This is a genomic window from Methanothermococcus sp. (assembly GCF_015523155.1).
GTDB lineage: Archaea > AGJL01 > Methanococci > Methanococcales > Methanococcaceae > Methanofervidicoccus.
In genome coordinates, this window is record NZ_WAKW01000048.1 from 35,113 (window position 1) to 50,784 (window position 15,672).

Consider the following 15,672-nt stretch of genomic DNA (forward strand, 5'->3'; position numbering starts at 1 on the left):
ATGTTCATGGTTAATGAAAAAATTTCAATAAAGGAGACCAATATAACTTTAAAAACAGAGGCAGAAAAATATATAAATCTTGCAAAAAAAACCATTTTAAGGGAAAGAATAAATCTTGAAAATTATATATTAAGGCATCCTGAATTCCTAACAAGCTATGTTCCAGTAAGGGTTGGTGTTGATGCACCGAAAATAGTTAAGATAATGGCAAGGGCAGGAGAAAATGCAGATGTTGGACCTATGGCATCTGTTGCAGGGACCATAAGTCAGATGGTAGTTGAAAATGCTGTAAAATATGGATGCAAAAATATAATATCGGAAAACGGTGGAGATATAGCACTAAGGGCTGAGAAAGATATTGTGGTTGGACTATATGCTGGAACATCTTCATTATCTGGTCAGATTGGATTTAAAATAGAAAAAGGGAAAATTTCAAAAGGATATGGTGTATGCACATCTTCGGGGACTGTTGGACATTCTGTAAGCCTTGGAAACGCTGATGCAGTTGTGGTTTTTGCAAAAGAAAGTAGCATAGCAGATGCCGCAGCTACGAGTATAGGAAACTTTGCCACCGGAGCTCCGGATGAAGCGGTGAATAAATGTTTGGAAAAGGCAGAAGATATTGATTATTTAGACGGTGTTTTTGTTGTTGTTGGGGAATATGCAGGCAAATCTGGAAAAATACCACAATTGGTTAAAACCGATAAAAAAGTTGCACTTGGAGAGTTTTTTGAGATGATATAAAATTATTAATATCATTACAAAATGTTTAGAATATATTTTTTTCTCGTAGTTCTTTTGTTATTTCATTATACACTTCTTCAATGGCTTTTCCAGTGGTATCTACTTGAATATATCCATATTTTGGTTCAAATAATCTTCTTTCAATGATTTCGTGATATTTTTTTCTTACCTTCTCCAACATTTCCCTATTTTCAAATATTTCTTTACTTCTTCCACCCATCCTTTTAAATGATTCTTCAATATCTACATCTAAAAATATTAAAACATCGGGTTTTTTGGCAAATTTATTGATATTCATGATAAAATCCAATTCAATCCCCTGAATAGACTGATAAACCACTGAAGAATAAATATATCTATCGCAAACAATGTGGGATTTTTTTAAATTTTGTTTTATCTCCTCTGTATGCTCTATCCTATCTGCTGCAAATAGAAGTGCAAGTGTTTCTTTTTCGCATTTTTTGCCATTTAATATATTCCGTATAAGCTTTCCAATCTCTCCATTTGTAGGTTCGAAGGTGTATTTTCCATTTATTTTTTCAGAAAGTAGTTTCGACTGGGTAGTTTTTCCGCTTCCATCTATGCCTTCAAACACTATGAATTTATTATCCATTTCTTCCACCAATATTATGCTGTATGTTATCCATAAAAAAAGAAAAAATATAATATAAATTATTATCAAAATATATATAATGAATAAAATCTAATAATGTAAAATGATAAATAATATATTTATAAATTCTTTAATAATTCAATTTCTTTATCTAAATCTGGTTTTCTTACGCTTTTTACTGAAAATTCAAGGTTTTCAAACCTTCTTTCTGCTAAACCGTAGAATACATATTCTTCACCAAGTAGTGACTCCAATAGCTCCAAATTAGCATCTTTTAATTTGTCCAGTGGAGTGTTGGTAATTCTTTCCACAGTTTTACCATATAATCTACAAGGAATATTACCTGTGCCATCATCTACAATTAATGTAGTTACTGCAACTTCTCTTGGTTCAACTTCTCCGCATTCCTCACAACGGTATTTGCCTTCAACCAACGCTACTTTTTTACCACAATTTGGGCACAAATGCAATATTAAATCCTGCTTCCTGTAATCTACAACTGCCCCTCTAATTTCAGCAGTTTCTCCTTCTTCAAGCTCTTTTATAAACTTTCTATTTACCTTTATATTTAAACCTTCGGGATTGACAACAATTCTTCCAAATCTACCCATGTTTAAATCAACAAATTCCCCATTATTCTTCACATATCCATGAATTATTTTTACAGTATCCCCCTCTTTTATATCGAGCTCAGTATCCTTATCCCACAACACCAATCTGATTTTTCCAGTTTCATCCTCTATCATCATATTTCTTACTTTTCCATTAGTTCCGTCGCCTCTTTCAAATTCATTAATATCGTATATAGTCAATACCCTTCCAACTGTTGTAATATCATTTTTTGATTCTTCATTTAGCTTGTAAATTTCACCTATTTTAATTATATTTTCAGTGTATTCAGGAGCTTCGATAGATTCGTCATTTATTACTTTTGAATCAGATTGTGCAGATAATGATATTATTTCATTTCCTTCAAAATCGGTGTAGGATTTAACCTTGAGTTTTGTGATTTTTACGGCATCTCCTTCTTTTATATCATTTAATACATTGGTATTTCTTCCCCAAAATGATATTCTAACCTTTCCTGTGTTATCCATTAAATAAATTTCCTGAACATCCACTTCCCTATCCTCGAATTTAACTATCCTTGGATTTGAAATGTTGGTAATTCTACCTTTTACAGTTACTACATCATCCTTGTAGTTTGGGAGCTCCGATATATTCACCTCTGGAACTTCTGCAACCTCCCCTTTATTCAATATTTTTATAGTATTGACAGTTATATCAAGTCCCCTTAATCCTTCCTTCACATAACCTTTTACCTCAGCAACATCTCCCTTATTTATCTCAATTTCTGCTAAATCATCCCAAAGGGTACCTCTTATTATTCCTGTATCGTCTTTTAGTATGAAGGATTTTACTCTTCCAATAGTTCCATCCCTTCTTGAAAATTCCCTCTTATCATAGACTGAGATAATTTCTCCCTTTATTGTAGCGGGCATATTTGGAGTGAGCTCTGAAATGGTATAATATTCCTTTACAACAGGATATTTAGATTCATCATAATTTTCAATTTTTTCAATGGTTAAATCAGAACCGCTGTTTAATTCAATCCTATTATTCCATTTTCTTGAAAATGCGTTTGTTATTTTAATAACATCTCCCTTTTTTAAATCATTTATTAATTCTATCTTATCATTCCAAAGTGTTAATCTAATGGAACCTGTATTGTCTGCAATAATTATGCTTCCTACTTTTCCCCTTGTTCCATCTTTTCTGCTAAATTCCTTTACCTCAGAAATATCCATAATTTTTCCAGTGATTTCTACATTTCTCTGACCTTCAGCTATATCCTCAATAGAAAAATCATATTCTTCATCACTATAGTCTAAGTTTAGTTTTAATTCATTGGCTATTAAAGATATTGCTGCCTTTTCATCCATTAACCCAGAGCTTTCGTTTATTACTTTATTAATTTTAGTTTCAAGTTCTTTTTTAGACATTTTTGTTAATATTTTTTGTTTTAATTTATCAATATCCATAATTTCACCATTGTAAAGTTTCCATTAATGATATATATAAAAAATTGTAAATTATATAAAATTATAAATTATAATTTACAAAATATCATACTCATACTTTTTATACCTTTATAAGATATTGAAATATAATTGAAATATAACAATAAAAAAATTAAGAGTAATAATATATATTTTAAAAATATCTAAATTATTTATATATATTAAAAAACTATAAACCTAAGGAATATATGACTTACCTAATATGTAAAAAAATAATAAATATAAAAAATAAAAAAATAAAAAAAAATTTAAAAAAGGATTGAGAAAATGATTCAAAAATGTATAGTATGTGGAAAAGAATACGACATTGATGATATGAGATATACCTGCGAATGTGGAGGTTTGTTAGAGGTCAAATATAACTATGAAGCTTTAAAGGAAAAAGTATCAATAGAAAATCTCAGAAAAAGAGAAATTGGAGTTTGGAGATATTTAGACTACCTTCCAGTAAAAGATCCAAAAAAAATAGTTTCACTTCATGAGGGAGGAACTCCATTATACAAATGTGATAACCTTGCCAAGGAGCTCGGTTTAAAGGAGCTCTATGTGAAAAATGAAGGGGCAAATCCAACAGGTAGCTTCAAAGACAGGGGAATGACTATGGGAGTTACACGAGCAAACGAATTAGGTGTGGATGTTGTTGGGTGTGCCTCCACTGGAAATACCTCTGCATCACTTGCAGCATACTCTGCTAAATCTAACAAAAAATGTATTGTATTATTACCCAGTGGAAATGTTGCACTTGGAAAACTTGCACAGGCAATGTTCTATGGTGCAAAAGTTATCCAAATAGACGGAAACTTTGATGATGCTCTTTTAATGGTAAGAAAACTTGCAGAAGAAGGAAAATTATATTTATTAAATTCAATAAACCCATTCAGATTAGAAGGTCAGAAAACCATAGGATTTGAAATTTGTGATCAGCTTGATTGGGAAGTTCCTGATAGAGTAATTCTTCCAGTAGGAAATGCAGGGAACATAAGTGCAATATGGAAAGGATTTAAAGAATTTAAGGAAACTGGCATAACTGACAAACTTCCAAAAATGACTGGTATCCAAGCGGAAGGTGCAAAACCAATAGTTGAAGCATTTAAAAAAGGATTAAAAACCATAGTTCCAGAAGAACATCCTGAAACAATAGCAACTGCTATAAGAATAGGAAACCCTGTAAATTATCCAAAAGCACTTGATGCAATATATTCATCAGGAGGTCTTGCAGAAAGTGTGAGTGATGAAGAGATAACAGCAGCTCAGAAACTTCTTGCAAGAAAAGAAGGAATATTTGTTGAGCCAGCATCAGCAGCATCAATAGCAGGACTCATAAAACTAATTGAGATGGATGCTATTGATAGGGATGAAAAAATTGTATGCGTTACAACAGGTCATGGATTAAAAGACCCTGACGCTGCAATAAGGGCTAGTGAAAGACCTATTGAAATTGAATGCGATATGGATATACTCCACAGCGTAATAACAGAATAAATAATAAAAAATAGAAACTAAAAATAAATAAAATTTTAAAGTAGGTGGTGAAATAATGGAAAAAACAATAGAAGGCAAAGCATGGGTTTTTGGAGATAATGTCGATACTGATGCCATACTTCCTGCAAGATATCTTATATATACCACAGAAGAGGAACTGGCAAGATATGCCATGACTGGAATAGACCCAGAATTTCCAGAAAAAGCAAATAAAGGAGACATTATTGTAGGTGGAAAAAATTTTGGTTCTGGAAGTTCAAGAGAACATGCGCCGATGGGATTAAAAGGATTGGGCATATCATTGGTAATTGCTGAAAGTTTCGCAAGAATATTTTACAGAAATTCCATAAATATCGGGCTTCCATTATTGGAATGTGAGGACATTACAAAACATGTTAAAGGAGGAGATGTTTTAAGGGTAGATTTGGATAAGGGAACAATAACAAACATTACAACAGGGGAAGAATTAAAAGGTCAAAAACTCCCAGATTTCATGATGGATATTTTAAGTGATGGGGGGTTAATGCCTCATTTAAAAAAGAAATTATCTGCTAATGAATAAAAAAGATAAAATAAAAAAATATAATAAAAATAGTATAATAATACATAAATTAAGGTTCTGCATATTATCCTGCAAAAAATGATAATATATATATATATTTTAACCTACTAATGAATAAAGGAATGTAAAAATTAACATGTAGTTTTTATTATTATTTTTTTCATTTTTTTTACTGGTGATTACATGGGAACTAAAAAAATTAAAACCTATCAAAAGCTTTTTGCTGTTGGAGTATGTTCAATTTTGTTATTTACTGTTTATTTTTACAGAGACCCAAACCGGACTATACCTAATGGAAATAACTTATGTGTTTCCCCAGCAGATGGAAATATATTATATATAGAAGAATACAACGGCCTTCCAAAAATTTACAAGGATGGGAATAGCTACATCTTAAAAGATATCGATAAATACTACAAAAACGGCTCCTATGTTATTGGTATATTTATGTCGCCATTTGATGTCCATGTTAATAGAGCTCCAGTTGGAGGAGAGGTAGTATATATAAAACATATAGATGGTGGATTTTATCCTGCGTTTATGGGTGATTTGTCCAAAAAAAATGAGCGAAATATAATTATTATTAAAAATGGGAGCGATTATATTGGAGTTATCCAGATTGCAGGTATTTTAGCAAGAAGAACTATATGCACTGTTAAAGATGGTCAGTGCATTTCCATGGGTCAGAGAATAGGTTCTATAAGGCTAGGCTCCCAAACCGCAGTCATACTTCCAAAGGACAAATATATTTTAAAAGTAAAGAAAAATGACAGAGTATATGCAGGAGAAACCATAATCGCAGAGAAAATAAAAAATAAATAAAAAACTAATTTTCTTTTTTTCTTTTTTAATATGGTTTAACCTATTGTCATTAACACACGATACTTAACCATTTTAGTTAATAGTTATGTTTATATATTATAATCCATCCAATAATATATTAAAGTTTTTTAAATTTGGGTGGCATGATGGTGAAAATAAAATCAAATGATGTGTTTAAATCAAAGGTTTTTAAGAGAGAATCGAAATCTTATTTTAATAATGTGTTTATAAAAATATTTAAAAAATATGGATTATATCCTGCAAAAGGAGGAAGAGCTTTTGAGCATAAAATTAAAAAAGGGGAGATAAATGCATTAGATTTACCAGATATGAGTTATCCTATGCATATTTTAAATGGAATAATTCCCTCTCTAAAAGTTTTAGAGAATATGTGGATAGATAAAGAATTAATAAATAAAGATAATGAAGATGACGACATAAAAATGCTTTTAAAGTGCCTATTAATTGCATTTACATTTCACGACATAAATAAACTGCACAATGAAATTGATTTAAAAATAGCAGTTGAGAAATATTTTAAAGATGATTTAAAGGATTTAGAAATTGAACTAAATGAAGAAGAAAAGGAGATTATAAAGTACCTTGTATTGGCAACAGAGGAAAGAACAAGATTTACAATTTCAGATGAAAAATTACCTGCAAGACGAGGTATTGATAGATTAATAAAAGATGATTTAATTGAAATTATCCATTTAGCAGATTCCATCTCTATTCCGATAAATGAATATGGGGATTTATTAAAAATTTGGAAAAAATTAAAAGAGCATGTAGATGTGAATATAATTTATTTTGATGAAATTCCCTACGAAGTTTTAGTAAGATTTATTGTTGAGATATTAAGAGAGACTATAGATTGTTATGTTATTTCTCCAAGAGGATTTATTTATAAAGGGAATTTAGAAATAGATGAAAAAATAAAGGAAATAGTAAAGGCAATAGAAAATGTAATAATTAAATATTCATCAGAACTTATCACAATTGATAACCAAAAAGCTCAATTGGATGTTTTTAGATTCGTAAGTCCTACAAAAGAAAATATTGAAAATCTCATTAATGATCTAATTAGTAAAGAAGAAAACCATAGAAAATTTTTAATATCAAAATTACCAACTGATAAAGAAATTAGAGATGAAATACTAAAAAAATTTGGGGATTTAGTATTAGATAGAGAAAAATTAGAAAGATTCGTATTATTAAAAATGATATTACTAATAAGTAAAAAAGGAGCTTCAAAGGAACTTTTAAAACTAAAAGAAAATTTAAGGAAAAAGTACATTCCAGAACATAAGGGGGCTATTACCTATCAGATATTAATAGAAAAAGCTAAGGAACAAATTCCAAAAGACGAATTAGTTAATGATTTGATTCTATTGATAACTGAAAGATACAGAAACGAGAATATAAATTTAGAAGAAATCATTTTGGAATTATTACAATATTCTAATTTAAGAAAAAATATCAATCTAAATTATGAAATAGGTTCAAAAAAGGATATTTGTGCGTTATGTGGTAAAAAAGCCACAACAACTGCAACAGAAAACTTATGTTTTGGATTTAGTTCTCAAGGATTTACTAATAGGGCAGTAGTTTCACTGAAAAATGAGAAAAAATATATTTGTCCTTTATGTTTAGTCGAAATTATTCTAAGAAAATTAATTTTTGGTAAAAATCATAAAAAGAAAGAAATAGGGGAGCTTAAGGCAGTATATATTGACGCTTATGATTACTTTGTTCCAATACTCGATGAAAAATTAACAAAATATGTGGAAGAAATATCTGAGAATTTAGGAAACTTCTTAAAAAAAGATATTGAGGATTATAAAAATTCCATAGTATATGGATTTGGAGTTAAAAGTGAGGAGGAACTGGCTCCATTTTTAATGGGCTTTGTAAATATATCAAATCAGGTTGAGTTTATAAGATTTTATAATCATATATTGAAATTTGTATATAAAACAGGTTTTAAAGTTTATTTAACTTATCCATTTAATCCAGATAGAATAAAAAAAGATACTATAATATTTGATTATGCTCCCAAATCATTCAAAAAACTAAAATGGGATAGGGTGAGAATCGATGAAATCGAAAATGTAAAAAAAGAGTTTGATTTGCTATGGAGATTAGGATATACAATAAAAGGCAGTTCTAAATCTGCAAATATTGTAGTTTCTCTTATTAATGATTATGCCGATAATCCAATGGCAATTTTTTACTACCTATTTAAATTAGACCATCCGACATCCTTTATAAATAAGGATGGTATTGAACTAGATCAGGTTATAAAACGAATTGGCGGTGAAAAAATGAATATTTTGGAAAAACTTGCAGATATGGCTTCCGAAATAGAATGGTCAAGTAGAAGTGCTTCCTCTAAAACTTCCATGATTAGAGAAAGTTTGGAGGTGTTGAAAACTGGCGTAAAAAAGGGATATAGTAAGGAAAATATAAAAGCATTGATGGCGGGGATGCTTTATCGAAAATATCCATATTCAAGCAAAAAAGAATTGATAGAGAGATTCTGTGATATGCTATATGATGAATTATTTGAAAGTGTTTGGAAAGGAAAAATCCCTTCTAAAAAGGAACAAAGGTATTGGATATACGGGTTTGGATTATATTATACTACAAAATCAGATGCAAAAAGAAATGAATATTACTCTAAAAAAGAAAACTAATACATTATTCATATTTATTTCCACATATATATTAAATGTTGAATATTTGCTTATAACGATCTATATGGTGATAATATGGCAAAAAAGAAAGAAACTGTTGAATTTAATATTCCATACAATAAAGAGATTGTAGATGAGTTTAGAAATAAAATATATTCTATAATTCCTGAAGAGTATTTCCAAGATAAATTTGATAAAAGAACTCCAAATGTAATAAAAGTAGCCACCATTAGAGAAACTACGGGATATTTCATAAACCGTTCTACCGAATCAGATGAGGTTATAAGCACATCCATAGGTAATAAAGAGCCTGTGGTTATTCCATCAAGAAAGTTGAAATCTAAGGAAAAACTTACAGGATTAATATTATGTAGAAAATACAAAGTAGTTCATCCAGAATTGGAGTATAATTTTATAAAAGAGTCAAAACAACTGGCAAATCCAAATTCAATAATATTTGGGGATTCAGTGACTCAATCTAATGATTCCACAGGCTTACCTGCAAGGGCAATATATGAATGGGCTTATTCAATAAGAGATAAGGATGAAATAACAGAAGAATTTACCCATAATGCATTAAGTGAAGAAGGAACAATGTGGGATAAAGATAAAGGTTCTCAAAGACAGAGCTTATATGAAATCCAATATATAAAACCAGGAACATATTTTCCACAGTTTTTAACATTTTACGACATTACTCCAGAGGGTTTTCTCCATGCAATAATATCCCATATAAAAACCATAAGATATGGAGCTCAGCAAAATGTGATGGATGCAAACATGAAAAATAACATTATAGCCATAGCATTAGATACATTTGAACCTGCTGTATCTTCCTATTTAATATCTAAGGAATATACAGGAGAAGTTAATTTTGAAAATATTAAAAACTTTGTTATTGATAAATTAAAAGAAAATTCATCGATAGTTATTGAAAATGAAAAATTAGAAGAGTTTAATTCCTTAATAAACGAATATTTAAATGATGACGAAAAACTTAGGCAACTATATTTAAAAATGTTAAACGACAGTTTAAATTATATGGCAATGTGCAAAATATTGAAAGAAAAAGAAGTGGAGAAATTAGTAAATGAATTAGGTGTCTAATATGCTTAAACACTATAAAATAACTCTTCTCTCTCCACTATTTTCATACAATAGGACAGAGGGAGGTGTGGCATCCACTGAGCCGTTCATAGGAGATATTGCACTGGATTATGCATTAAATTTTAATTTAGCCATGAAACGAGAATACACATATCAGATGAAAAATAAACCAAACTATGAAGAAATAAAAGAGTTTGGTTTTTTTTGGACTATTGGACGACCAATATTAGTTGAAAAAACACCAATATATGCTAGAAAGACATCTGAAATTTCCGATTACATGGTTAGAAAAAATATCATTGAGAAGATGGGAAAAAGTCTGTTTAAAAATTATTTTCACATACAGGGAATTAAAGAGGGCTCTATATTTGAAGCGTCATTGTGGATAAATGATAACTCCATTAATCTTCCAAAAAAATTCACACTAAGGATAGGAACTGGCAGAGAATGTTTGATACTGTTGGAAGAGAAAAATCGTCATGAATCGGAGCTCTGGTTAAATCTTTACACCATCAAAAAAATATTTGGAAAAGATATAAAATTGAGGGAAAATCAAAATATAAAATTTATTCTATCTAATTATATATTAATTACCAATTGTAAAGATGATGATGTTTTGAGATTATTTTCTTAATTTTTCCTTTTTATTTATTTTTATTCAGGTTGTTAAGTGGTATTATGGTGTGCGTAAACATTACTGTTTCTAAAAAATGCCTTCCTTTTGGAAATAAAACAATAGATAAATACAACATAAACCTTCACAAGTTTCAAGAGATTTTTTATTCTGATATTGCTGAATTAAATAATGTAAATTTTATCGCAGCTCCCACTGGAGCAGGTAAAACTTTTTCCTTTTCATTTCCAATTATTTATGCTGAGGATAATGGCTTTTTTACAAAACCTAGGGGTTTAATTGTGGTTCCCACAAATGCTTTGGTAAGTGATATTGAAAAGACTCTTAAAAATTTGGGGATAAAAACAGCAATATTAACTGGAAATTCTTTAACAAAAAAAGGTAGAAAAAGAGGGGAGGAATTAATTGAAATTACAAAAAATAATGAAATTATTATAACAAATCCAGATATAATAAATTACCTATTGCATAGTGGATATCATAGATTTGGACATGTGAAAAATTTCCCAGATTGGATTGAATTTTTTAATAAATTTGATTATATTATTTTTGATGAATATCACATATATGACGAGGAACAGCTTGGAACAATCTTAATTTTATTTTTATCTTTATGGAATTATTTTAAAAAAATAAAATGGTTTTTTGTTTCTGCCACTCCTGAGGAAAATTTAATAGAGCTCTTCAAAGAACATTCCATCACGCCAAATATAGTTATACAACCATTGGATAACAATAGTGGTGGAAGAACAATCCAAGGGGAGATAGATATCGAATTTATTAAAATCTCAAAGAATATTGAAAGAAGTTTATTTGGATATTTAATAACCAATGAAAAGCTAAATTACAATGTAAAAATGGAAATAATGTCGTCATTATCAAAAAATGAAAAGGTTTTGATAATATTCGATTCGTTAAGGGATGCCATGAACTTTAAATATATACTTAAAAGAGAATTGAAGGAAGACATCAATATATGGGTAGATACAGGATTACAAACAAAAGAAAAAAAGGAAAATAATAATCGTAACCAAATGGAAAATGCCGATATTATAATTACAACTTCAAAATCAGAAGTTGGTGTAAATTATCCTGTATCATTATGTTATATGGATTCTGGAATGTATTTTAGAAATTTTATGCAGAGGATTGGAAGAGTTGGTAGAGGCAAAGAAAAATGCAAAATATACTGCACCATAACTCCGAAAATATACAATAACTTGGTGGAAAATATTGATAATGATAATATTAAGATAAACTATTATGATTTTGTGGATTTAATGAAAAATGCCTTTGAAGATAGGGAATTTAAAAAAGATAAAGTTCCTAAATTCTGCGGAGCTATCCTATGGAGCGTCATAAACTCAATGGAAGAATATTTATATAAACCATCATACAATAGAAGAAAAATTTTAGAGAATTTAAAAGATAAATTTCAATACTATTGGGTATTTTATCACTTAAATAAAAAGATGAAAGCTATTGAAGATGATATTGATGAAGATATCGTTGATGAAGATGTGAGAGACAATCTATTAAAATGGTGGAAAACCATAAAAAATTCATTTAAAAGATTTAGAAATGACAGCATTATTTGGAAAGTAATCTATGATGGTGGAAAAGAAACAGAATATGATTTAATATGGCTCTTAAATAATGCATTTGTTAAGATAGATAAAGAAACTAAAACTATTTTTATTGAGGATTTTAGGGATAAACGGGAAAATGTAGTTGTAGGTATTGATACATATTCGTTATTAGAAGATGTCATATCTGCAGCAACTATTGGTGGAAAAAATAAAGCCGAATGGTTTAAGTTTATATATTCTGACTATATCGGAGACATATTCATGGAAAAATTTGAGATATGGAAAATTCATGCAAGAAAATATTTTAATGATAGGGAATTTTTTGAAAATTTGACAAAAGATATTGAAATGCTATCACCTATATATTCCAAAAAAAGGATTGAAATTTATGATTTAAAAGTTAATTTGATAGAGGTATTTAATGATGGCGATATTCTTTAAAGGGATATTATGGACTTAATAAATTCATTCAAGGAACTTAAAATAAGAGGAACTCAGATAAACTACTACTTCATCTGTAAAACAAAACTTTATCTTTTTTCAAAAAATATCCAGATGGAAAAAGAGAGCGACATTGTAGAGCTCGGCAATATCCTTCATAGGAGCTCATACAAAAATGAAAAAAGAGATGTGATTATCAACAGTATAGCCATAGATTTTATAAAGAATAATGAAGGAATTTTGGAAATTCACGAGGTCAAAAAATCCGACAGAATGAAAACAGCAGATAGATATCAGCTTCTCTATTATTTGTATTATCTAAAAAAATTAGGTATAGATGCTGTTGGAATATTAAATTATCCTTCGAAACATAAGGTAGAAAAAATAACATTAACTGAAAAGGGCGAAAAAGAAATTATAAAAATTATCGAAGATATTGAAAACATAATAAACCATAATGAACCTATAAAACCTGAAAGAAAGAGTTATTGCAAAAAATGTGCATATTATGAATTTTGCTATTCATAAGGGGGAAAATGTGAAATCGAATAAATACATTACAACTGATGGAAAACTTGTAAGAAAAGAAAATACAATATATTTTATAGATAAAAATGGGAAAAGAACGCCGATTCCAGTTGAAAAAATATATGCCATTTACAGCTACGGTGTAGTTTCATATACTTCAAAGGTTGTTGAATTATTGGCAAAATACAATGTTCCAATTCATTATTTTAATAGAAATGGTTGGTATGTGGGGAGCTTCTATCCAAAGGGGGAGCGATTTTCTGGAAATGTGGTTGTGCATCAATCCAGCCATTATTTAGATAAATACAAAAGAAACTATCTTGCAAAGAAATTCGTTGAAGGTAGTGCTAAAAATATTTATCGAAATCTAAGTAGATATAAGGTTGATTTTCCAATCGACGACATAATGAAGAGGTTGGATAATTCCAGTAATATAACTGATATAATGTCTGTTGAGGCTTTGATGAGGAATGAATACTATGGAAATTTTGATAAGATAATAAATCACTTTCAATTTGAAAAAAGAAGCAGGAGACCACCACACAATGAGATAAATGCCTTAATCAGTTTTGGTAACTCCCTTTTGTATGCCACAGTAATTACTGAAATATTCAATACCTATTTGCATCCAACAATATCCTACCTACACGAGCCGTCAGATAGAAGGTTTTCACTTGCTCTTGATATTGCCGATGTTTTTAAGCCGTTGTTGGTGGATAGGACAATATTTAATCTAATAAATAGGAAAATAATAAGGGAAGGACATTTTGAGAAAGATTTAAATTGCTGTCTGTTAAATAACGAGGGGAGAAAATTATTTTTAGGTTATTATAAAAAACAACTTGAAAATACGATAAAACATAGAAAACTAAGCAGAAAAGTATCGTATCAGAGGTTAATAAGATTGGAGTGCTACAAACTTCAAAAACATGTTTTAGGGATGGAAAAATACGAACCTTTTATAATTTGGTGGTGAGAATTATATGTATGTGATAATCGTTTATGATGTAGGGGTTGAGAGAGTAAATAAAATAAAAAAGTTTTTAAGGGTTTGGTTAAATTGGGTTCAAAATAGTGTGTTTGAAGGAGAATTAACTGAATCAGAGTTTATAAAAGTGGAACAAGGTATTAGGAATATAATAGACAAGGAACTTGACAGCGTAATAATATTTAAACTAAAAGATAGGAAGTTTATAGATAGAAATATCATAGGGGTTGATAAGAATGTTCAATCCGATATACTATAAAATAAAAAGAGGGAAGCAAGTATGAGGATAAAGTTAGAGCTCCGAACTGAAAAGGGAAAATTAATTCCATTTAATCATCAGTATCATTTGGCATCTGCGATATATGATGTGCTTTGTAATTCTAATCCAGAGTATTCAAAGAAACTTCATGATTATGATAGGCATAAATTTTTCACATTTTCGAGGTTGAATATTCCAAGAAGGATAATGGATAGAAATAATGGAATAATTACAAAAGATGGACGGGCATATATATACATCTCTTCACCAGATGATGAATTTATGAAAAATTTTATTGATGGGTTATTGAATTGTTATGGTGAGCTCGATGTTGGGGGAATTAAATTCATGCCAAATAATTTAATCGTTGAGAAAATTCCAGAGGAATTTAAAATATTAAAAACATTATCTCCTGTGTATTTAAGGATGGGGGATAAAGAAAATGATAAAATAATCGATATCCTTCCTGATGATGGTAGGTTTTACGAATACTTTAAAAATAACTTAATAAATAAGTATGAAAGATTTTACGGCAAATGCGATTATGATTTTGATTTTGAAATAAGAGCATTTAAAAAGAAAAGGGTTGAATTAAAAGGCATATACCATAGATGTTCTGAGCTCGTGTTTAAGGTTGAAGGAGATTATGAGTTAATTAAGTTTGGTTATGAATGCGGATTTGGTGAGAAAACCTCAATGGGCTTTGGAATGTGTAAGGTCTAATTCTAGCTATAATCTTTAATTTTTTAATAAAATCATTAAAACTTCCTCTATTTTTGAAAATAAGTATTTTAATCCTGTCGTAGATGAGTGTTATTTTTAGTATTATTAATATATTTAGATAAATTAAATTATGGAGATTTTTAAAGGATTTAAGATAAAATTGGTTTTTTTATATTGTTCCTTGTAGATTTTAAATATTTTAAAAAAATATTGATAAAATTTAGTTTATAGTGCAAAATATCCTTAAATCATCTGTCGTAAATCACCCTTAAAACTATATATACTTAAAAAATCAATGTGATTCGAGATTCGAAAGTTTTATATAGGAGAAATGCTAAGGTATTTTATGCAAAATAAGGAAAATTTTGAGCTGTTAAAATCAGACCATTGATGGATGGAAATA

14 protein-coding genes are annotated in these 15,672 nt (G+C 29.2%); 12 read left to right on the forward strand and 2 right to left on the reverse strand.

Features of this window, described 5'->3' with window-relative positions:
* Positions 1-744 (forward strand): UPF0280 family protein, encoded by a 744-nt coding sequence (locus tag F7B34_RS04760; protein WP_292460692.1) that lies wholly within the window; start codon positions 1-3, stop codon positions 742-744.
* Between the two features lie 25 nt (positions 745-769).
* On the opposite strand, the gene tmk is transcribed toward F7B34_RS04760, so the two are convergent.
* Both tmk and F7B34_RS04770 read right to left on the reverse strand, forming a co-directional pair.
* Complete coding sequence (gene tmk / locus F7B34_RS04765; RefSeq protein WP_292460693.1) at positions 770-1,357, reverse strand: dTMP kinase; 588 nt, start codon at positions 1,355-1,357, stop codon at positions 770-772.
* Between the two features lie 119 nt (positions 1,358-1,476).
* Positions 1,477-3,399, reverse strand: a complete 1,923-nt coding sequence (locus F7B34_RS04770; RefSeq protein ID WP_292460694.1) for a replication factor A — start codon at positions 3,397-3,399, stop codon at positions 1,477-1,479.
* A 306-nt stretch (positions 3,400-3,705) separates the two neighbouring features.
* Between F7B34_RS04770 and thrC the strand changes: the two genes are divergently transcribed.
* From thrC to cas6, 11 genes are all read left to right on the forward strand, one after another.
* A complete protein-coding gene (gene thrC, locus F7B34_RS04775; protein WP_292460695.1) occupies positions 3,706-4,920 on the forward strand; it encodes a threonine synthase in 1,215 nt (404 codons plus the stop codon).
* A 55-nt stretch (positions 4,921-4,975) separates the two neighbouring features.
* Positions 4,976-5,482 carry a 3-isopropylmalate dehydratase small subunit gene (locus F7B34_RS04780; RefSeq protein WP_292460696.1) on the forward strand — a complete coding sequence of 169 codons (507 nt, stop codon included), beginning with the start codon at positions 4,976-4,978 and terminating at the stop codon, positions 5,480-5,482.
* A 183-nt stretch (positions 5,483-5,665) separates the two neighbouring features.
* Positions 5,666-6,304 carry an archaetidylserine decarboxylase gene (locus F7B34_RS04785; protein WP_292460697.1) on the forward strand — a complete coding sequence of 213 codons (639 nt, stop codon included), beginning with the start codon at positions 5,666-5,668 and terminating at the stop codon, positions 6,302-6,304.
* A gap of 146 nt (positions 6,305-6,450) precedes the next feature.
* Positions 6,451-9,000, forward strand: a complete 2,550-nt coding sequence (locus F7B34_RS04790) for a hypothetical protein (RefSeq protein WP_292460698.1) — start codon at positions 6,451-6,453, stop codon at positions 8,998-9,000.
* Between the two features lie 75 nt (positions 9,001-9,075).
* A complete protein-coding gene (cas7d, locus tag F7B34_RS04795) occupies positions 9,076-10,107 on the forward strand; it encodes a type I-D CRISPR-associated protein Cas7/Csc2 (protein WP_292460699.1) in 1,032 nt (343 codons plus the stop codon).
* Position 10,108: 1 nt separating this feature from the next.
* On the forward strand, positions 10,109-10,741 hold the full coding sequence (cas5d, locus tag F7B34_RS04800; RefSeq protein WP_292460700.1) for a type I-D CRISPR-associated protein Cas5/Csc1: 633 nt from the start codon (positions 10,109-10,111) through the stop codon (positions 10,739-10,741).
* Positions 10,742-10,785: 44 nt separating this feature from the next.
* Complete coding sequence (cas3, locus tag F7B34_RS04805) at positions 10,786-12,771, forward strand: type I-D CRISPR-associated helicase Cas3' (RefSeq protein WP_292460701.1); 1,986 nt, start codon at positions 10,786-10,788, stop codon at positions 12,769-12,771.
* Positions 12,772-12,780: 9 nt separating this feature from the next.
* Entirely contained in the window at positions 12,781-13,299 is a 519-nt protein-coding gene (cas4, locus tag F7B34_RS04810; protein ID WP_292460702.1) for a CRISPR-associated protein Cas4, read from the forward strand.
* Between the two features lie 10 nt (positions 13,300-13,309).
* Entirely contained in the window at positions 13,310-14,275 is a 966-nt protein-coding gene (gene cas1b / locus F7B34_RS04815; RefSeq protein WP_292460703.1) for a type I-B CRISPR-associated endonuclease Cas1b, read from the forward strand.
* A 7-nt stretch (positions 14,276-14,282) separates the two neighbouring features.
* Positions 14,283-14,546, forward strand: a complete 264-nt coding sequence (cas2, locus tag F7B34_RS04820; protein WP_292460704.1) for a CRISPR-associated endonuclease Cas2 — start codon at positions 14,283-14,285, stop codon at positions 14,544-14,546.
* Positions 14,547-14,567: 21 nt separating this feature from the next.
* Positions 14,568-15,269 (forward strand): CRISPR-associated endoribonuclease Cas6, encoded by a 702-nt coding sequence (cas6, locus tag F7B34_RS04825; protein ID WP_292460705.1) that lies wholly within the window; start codon positions 14,568-14,570, stop codon positions 15,267-15,269.
* The last annotated feature ends 403 nt before the right edge of the window (positions 15,270-15,672 follow it).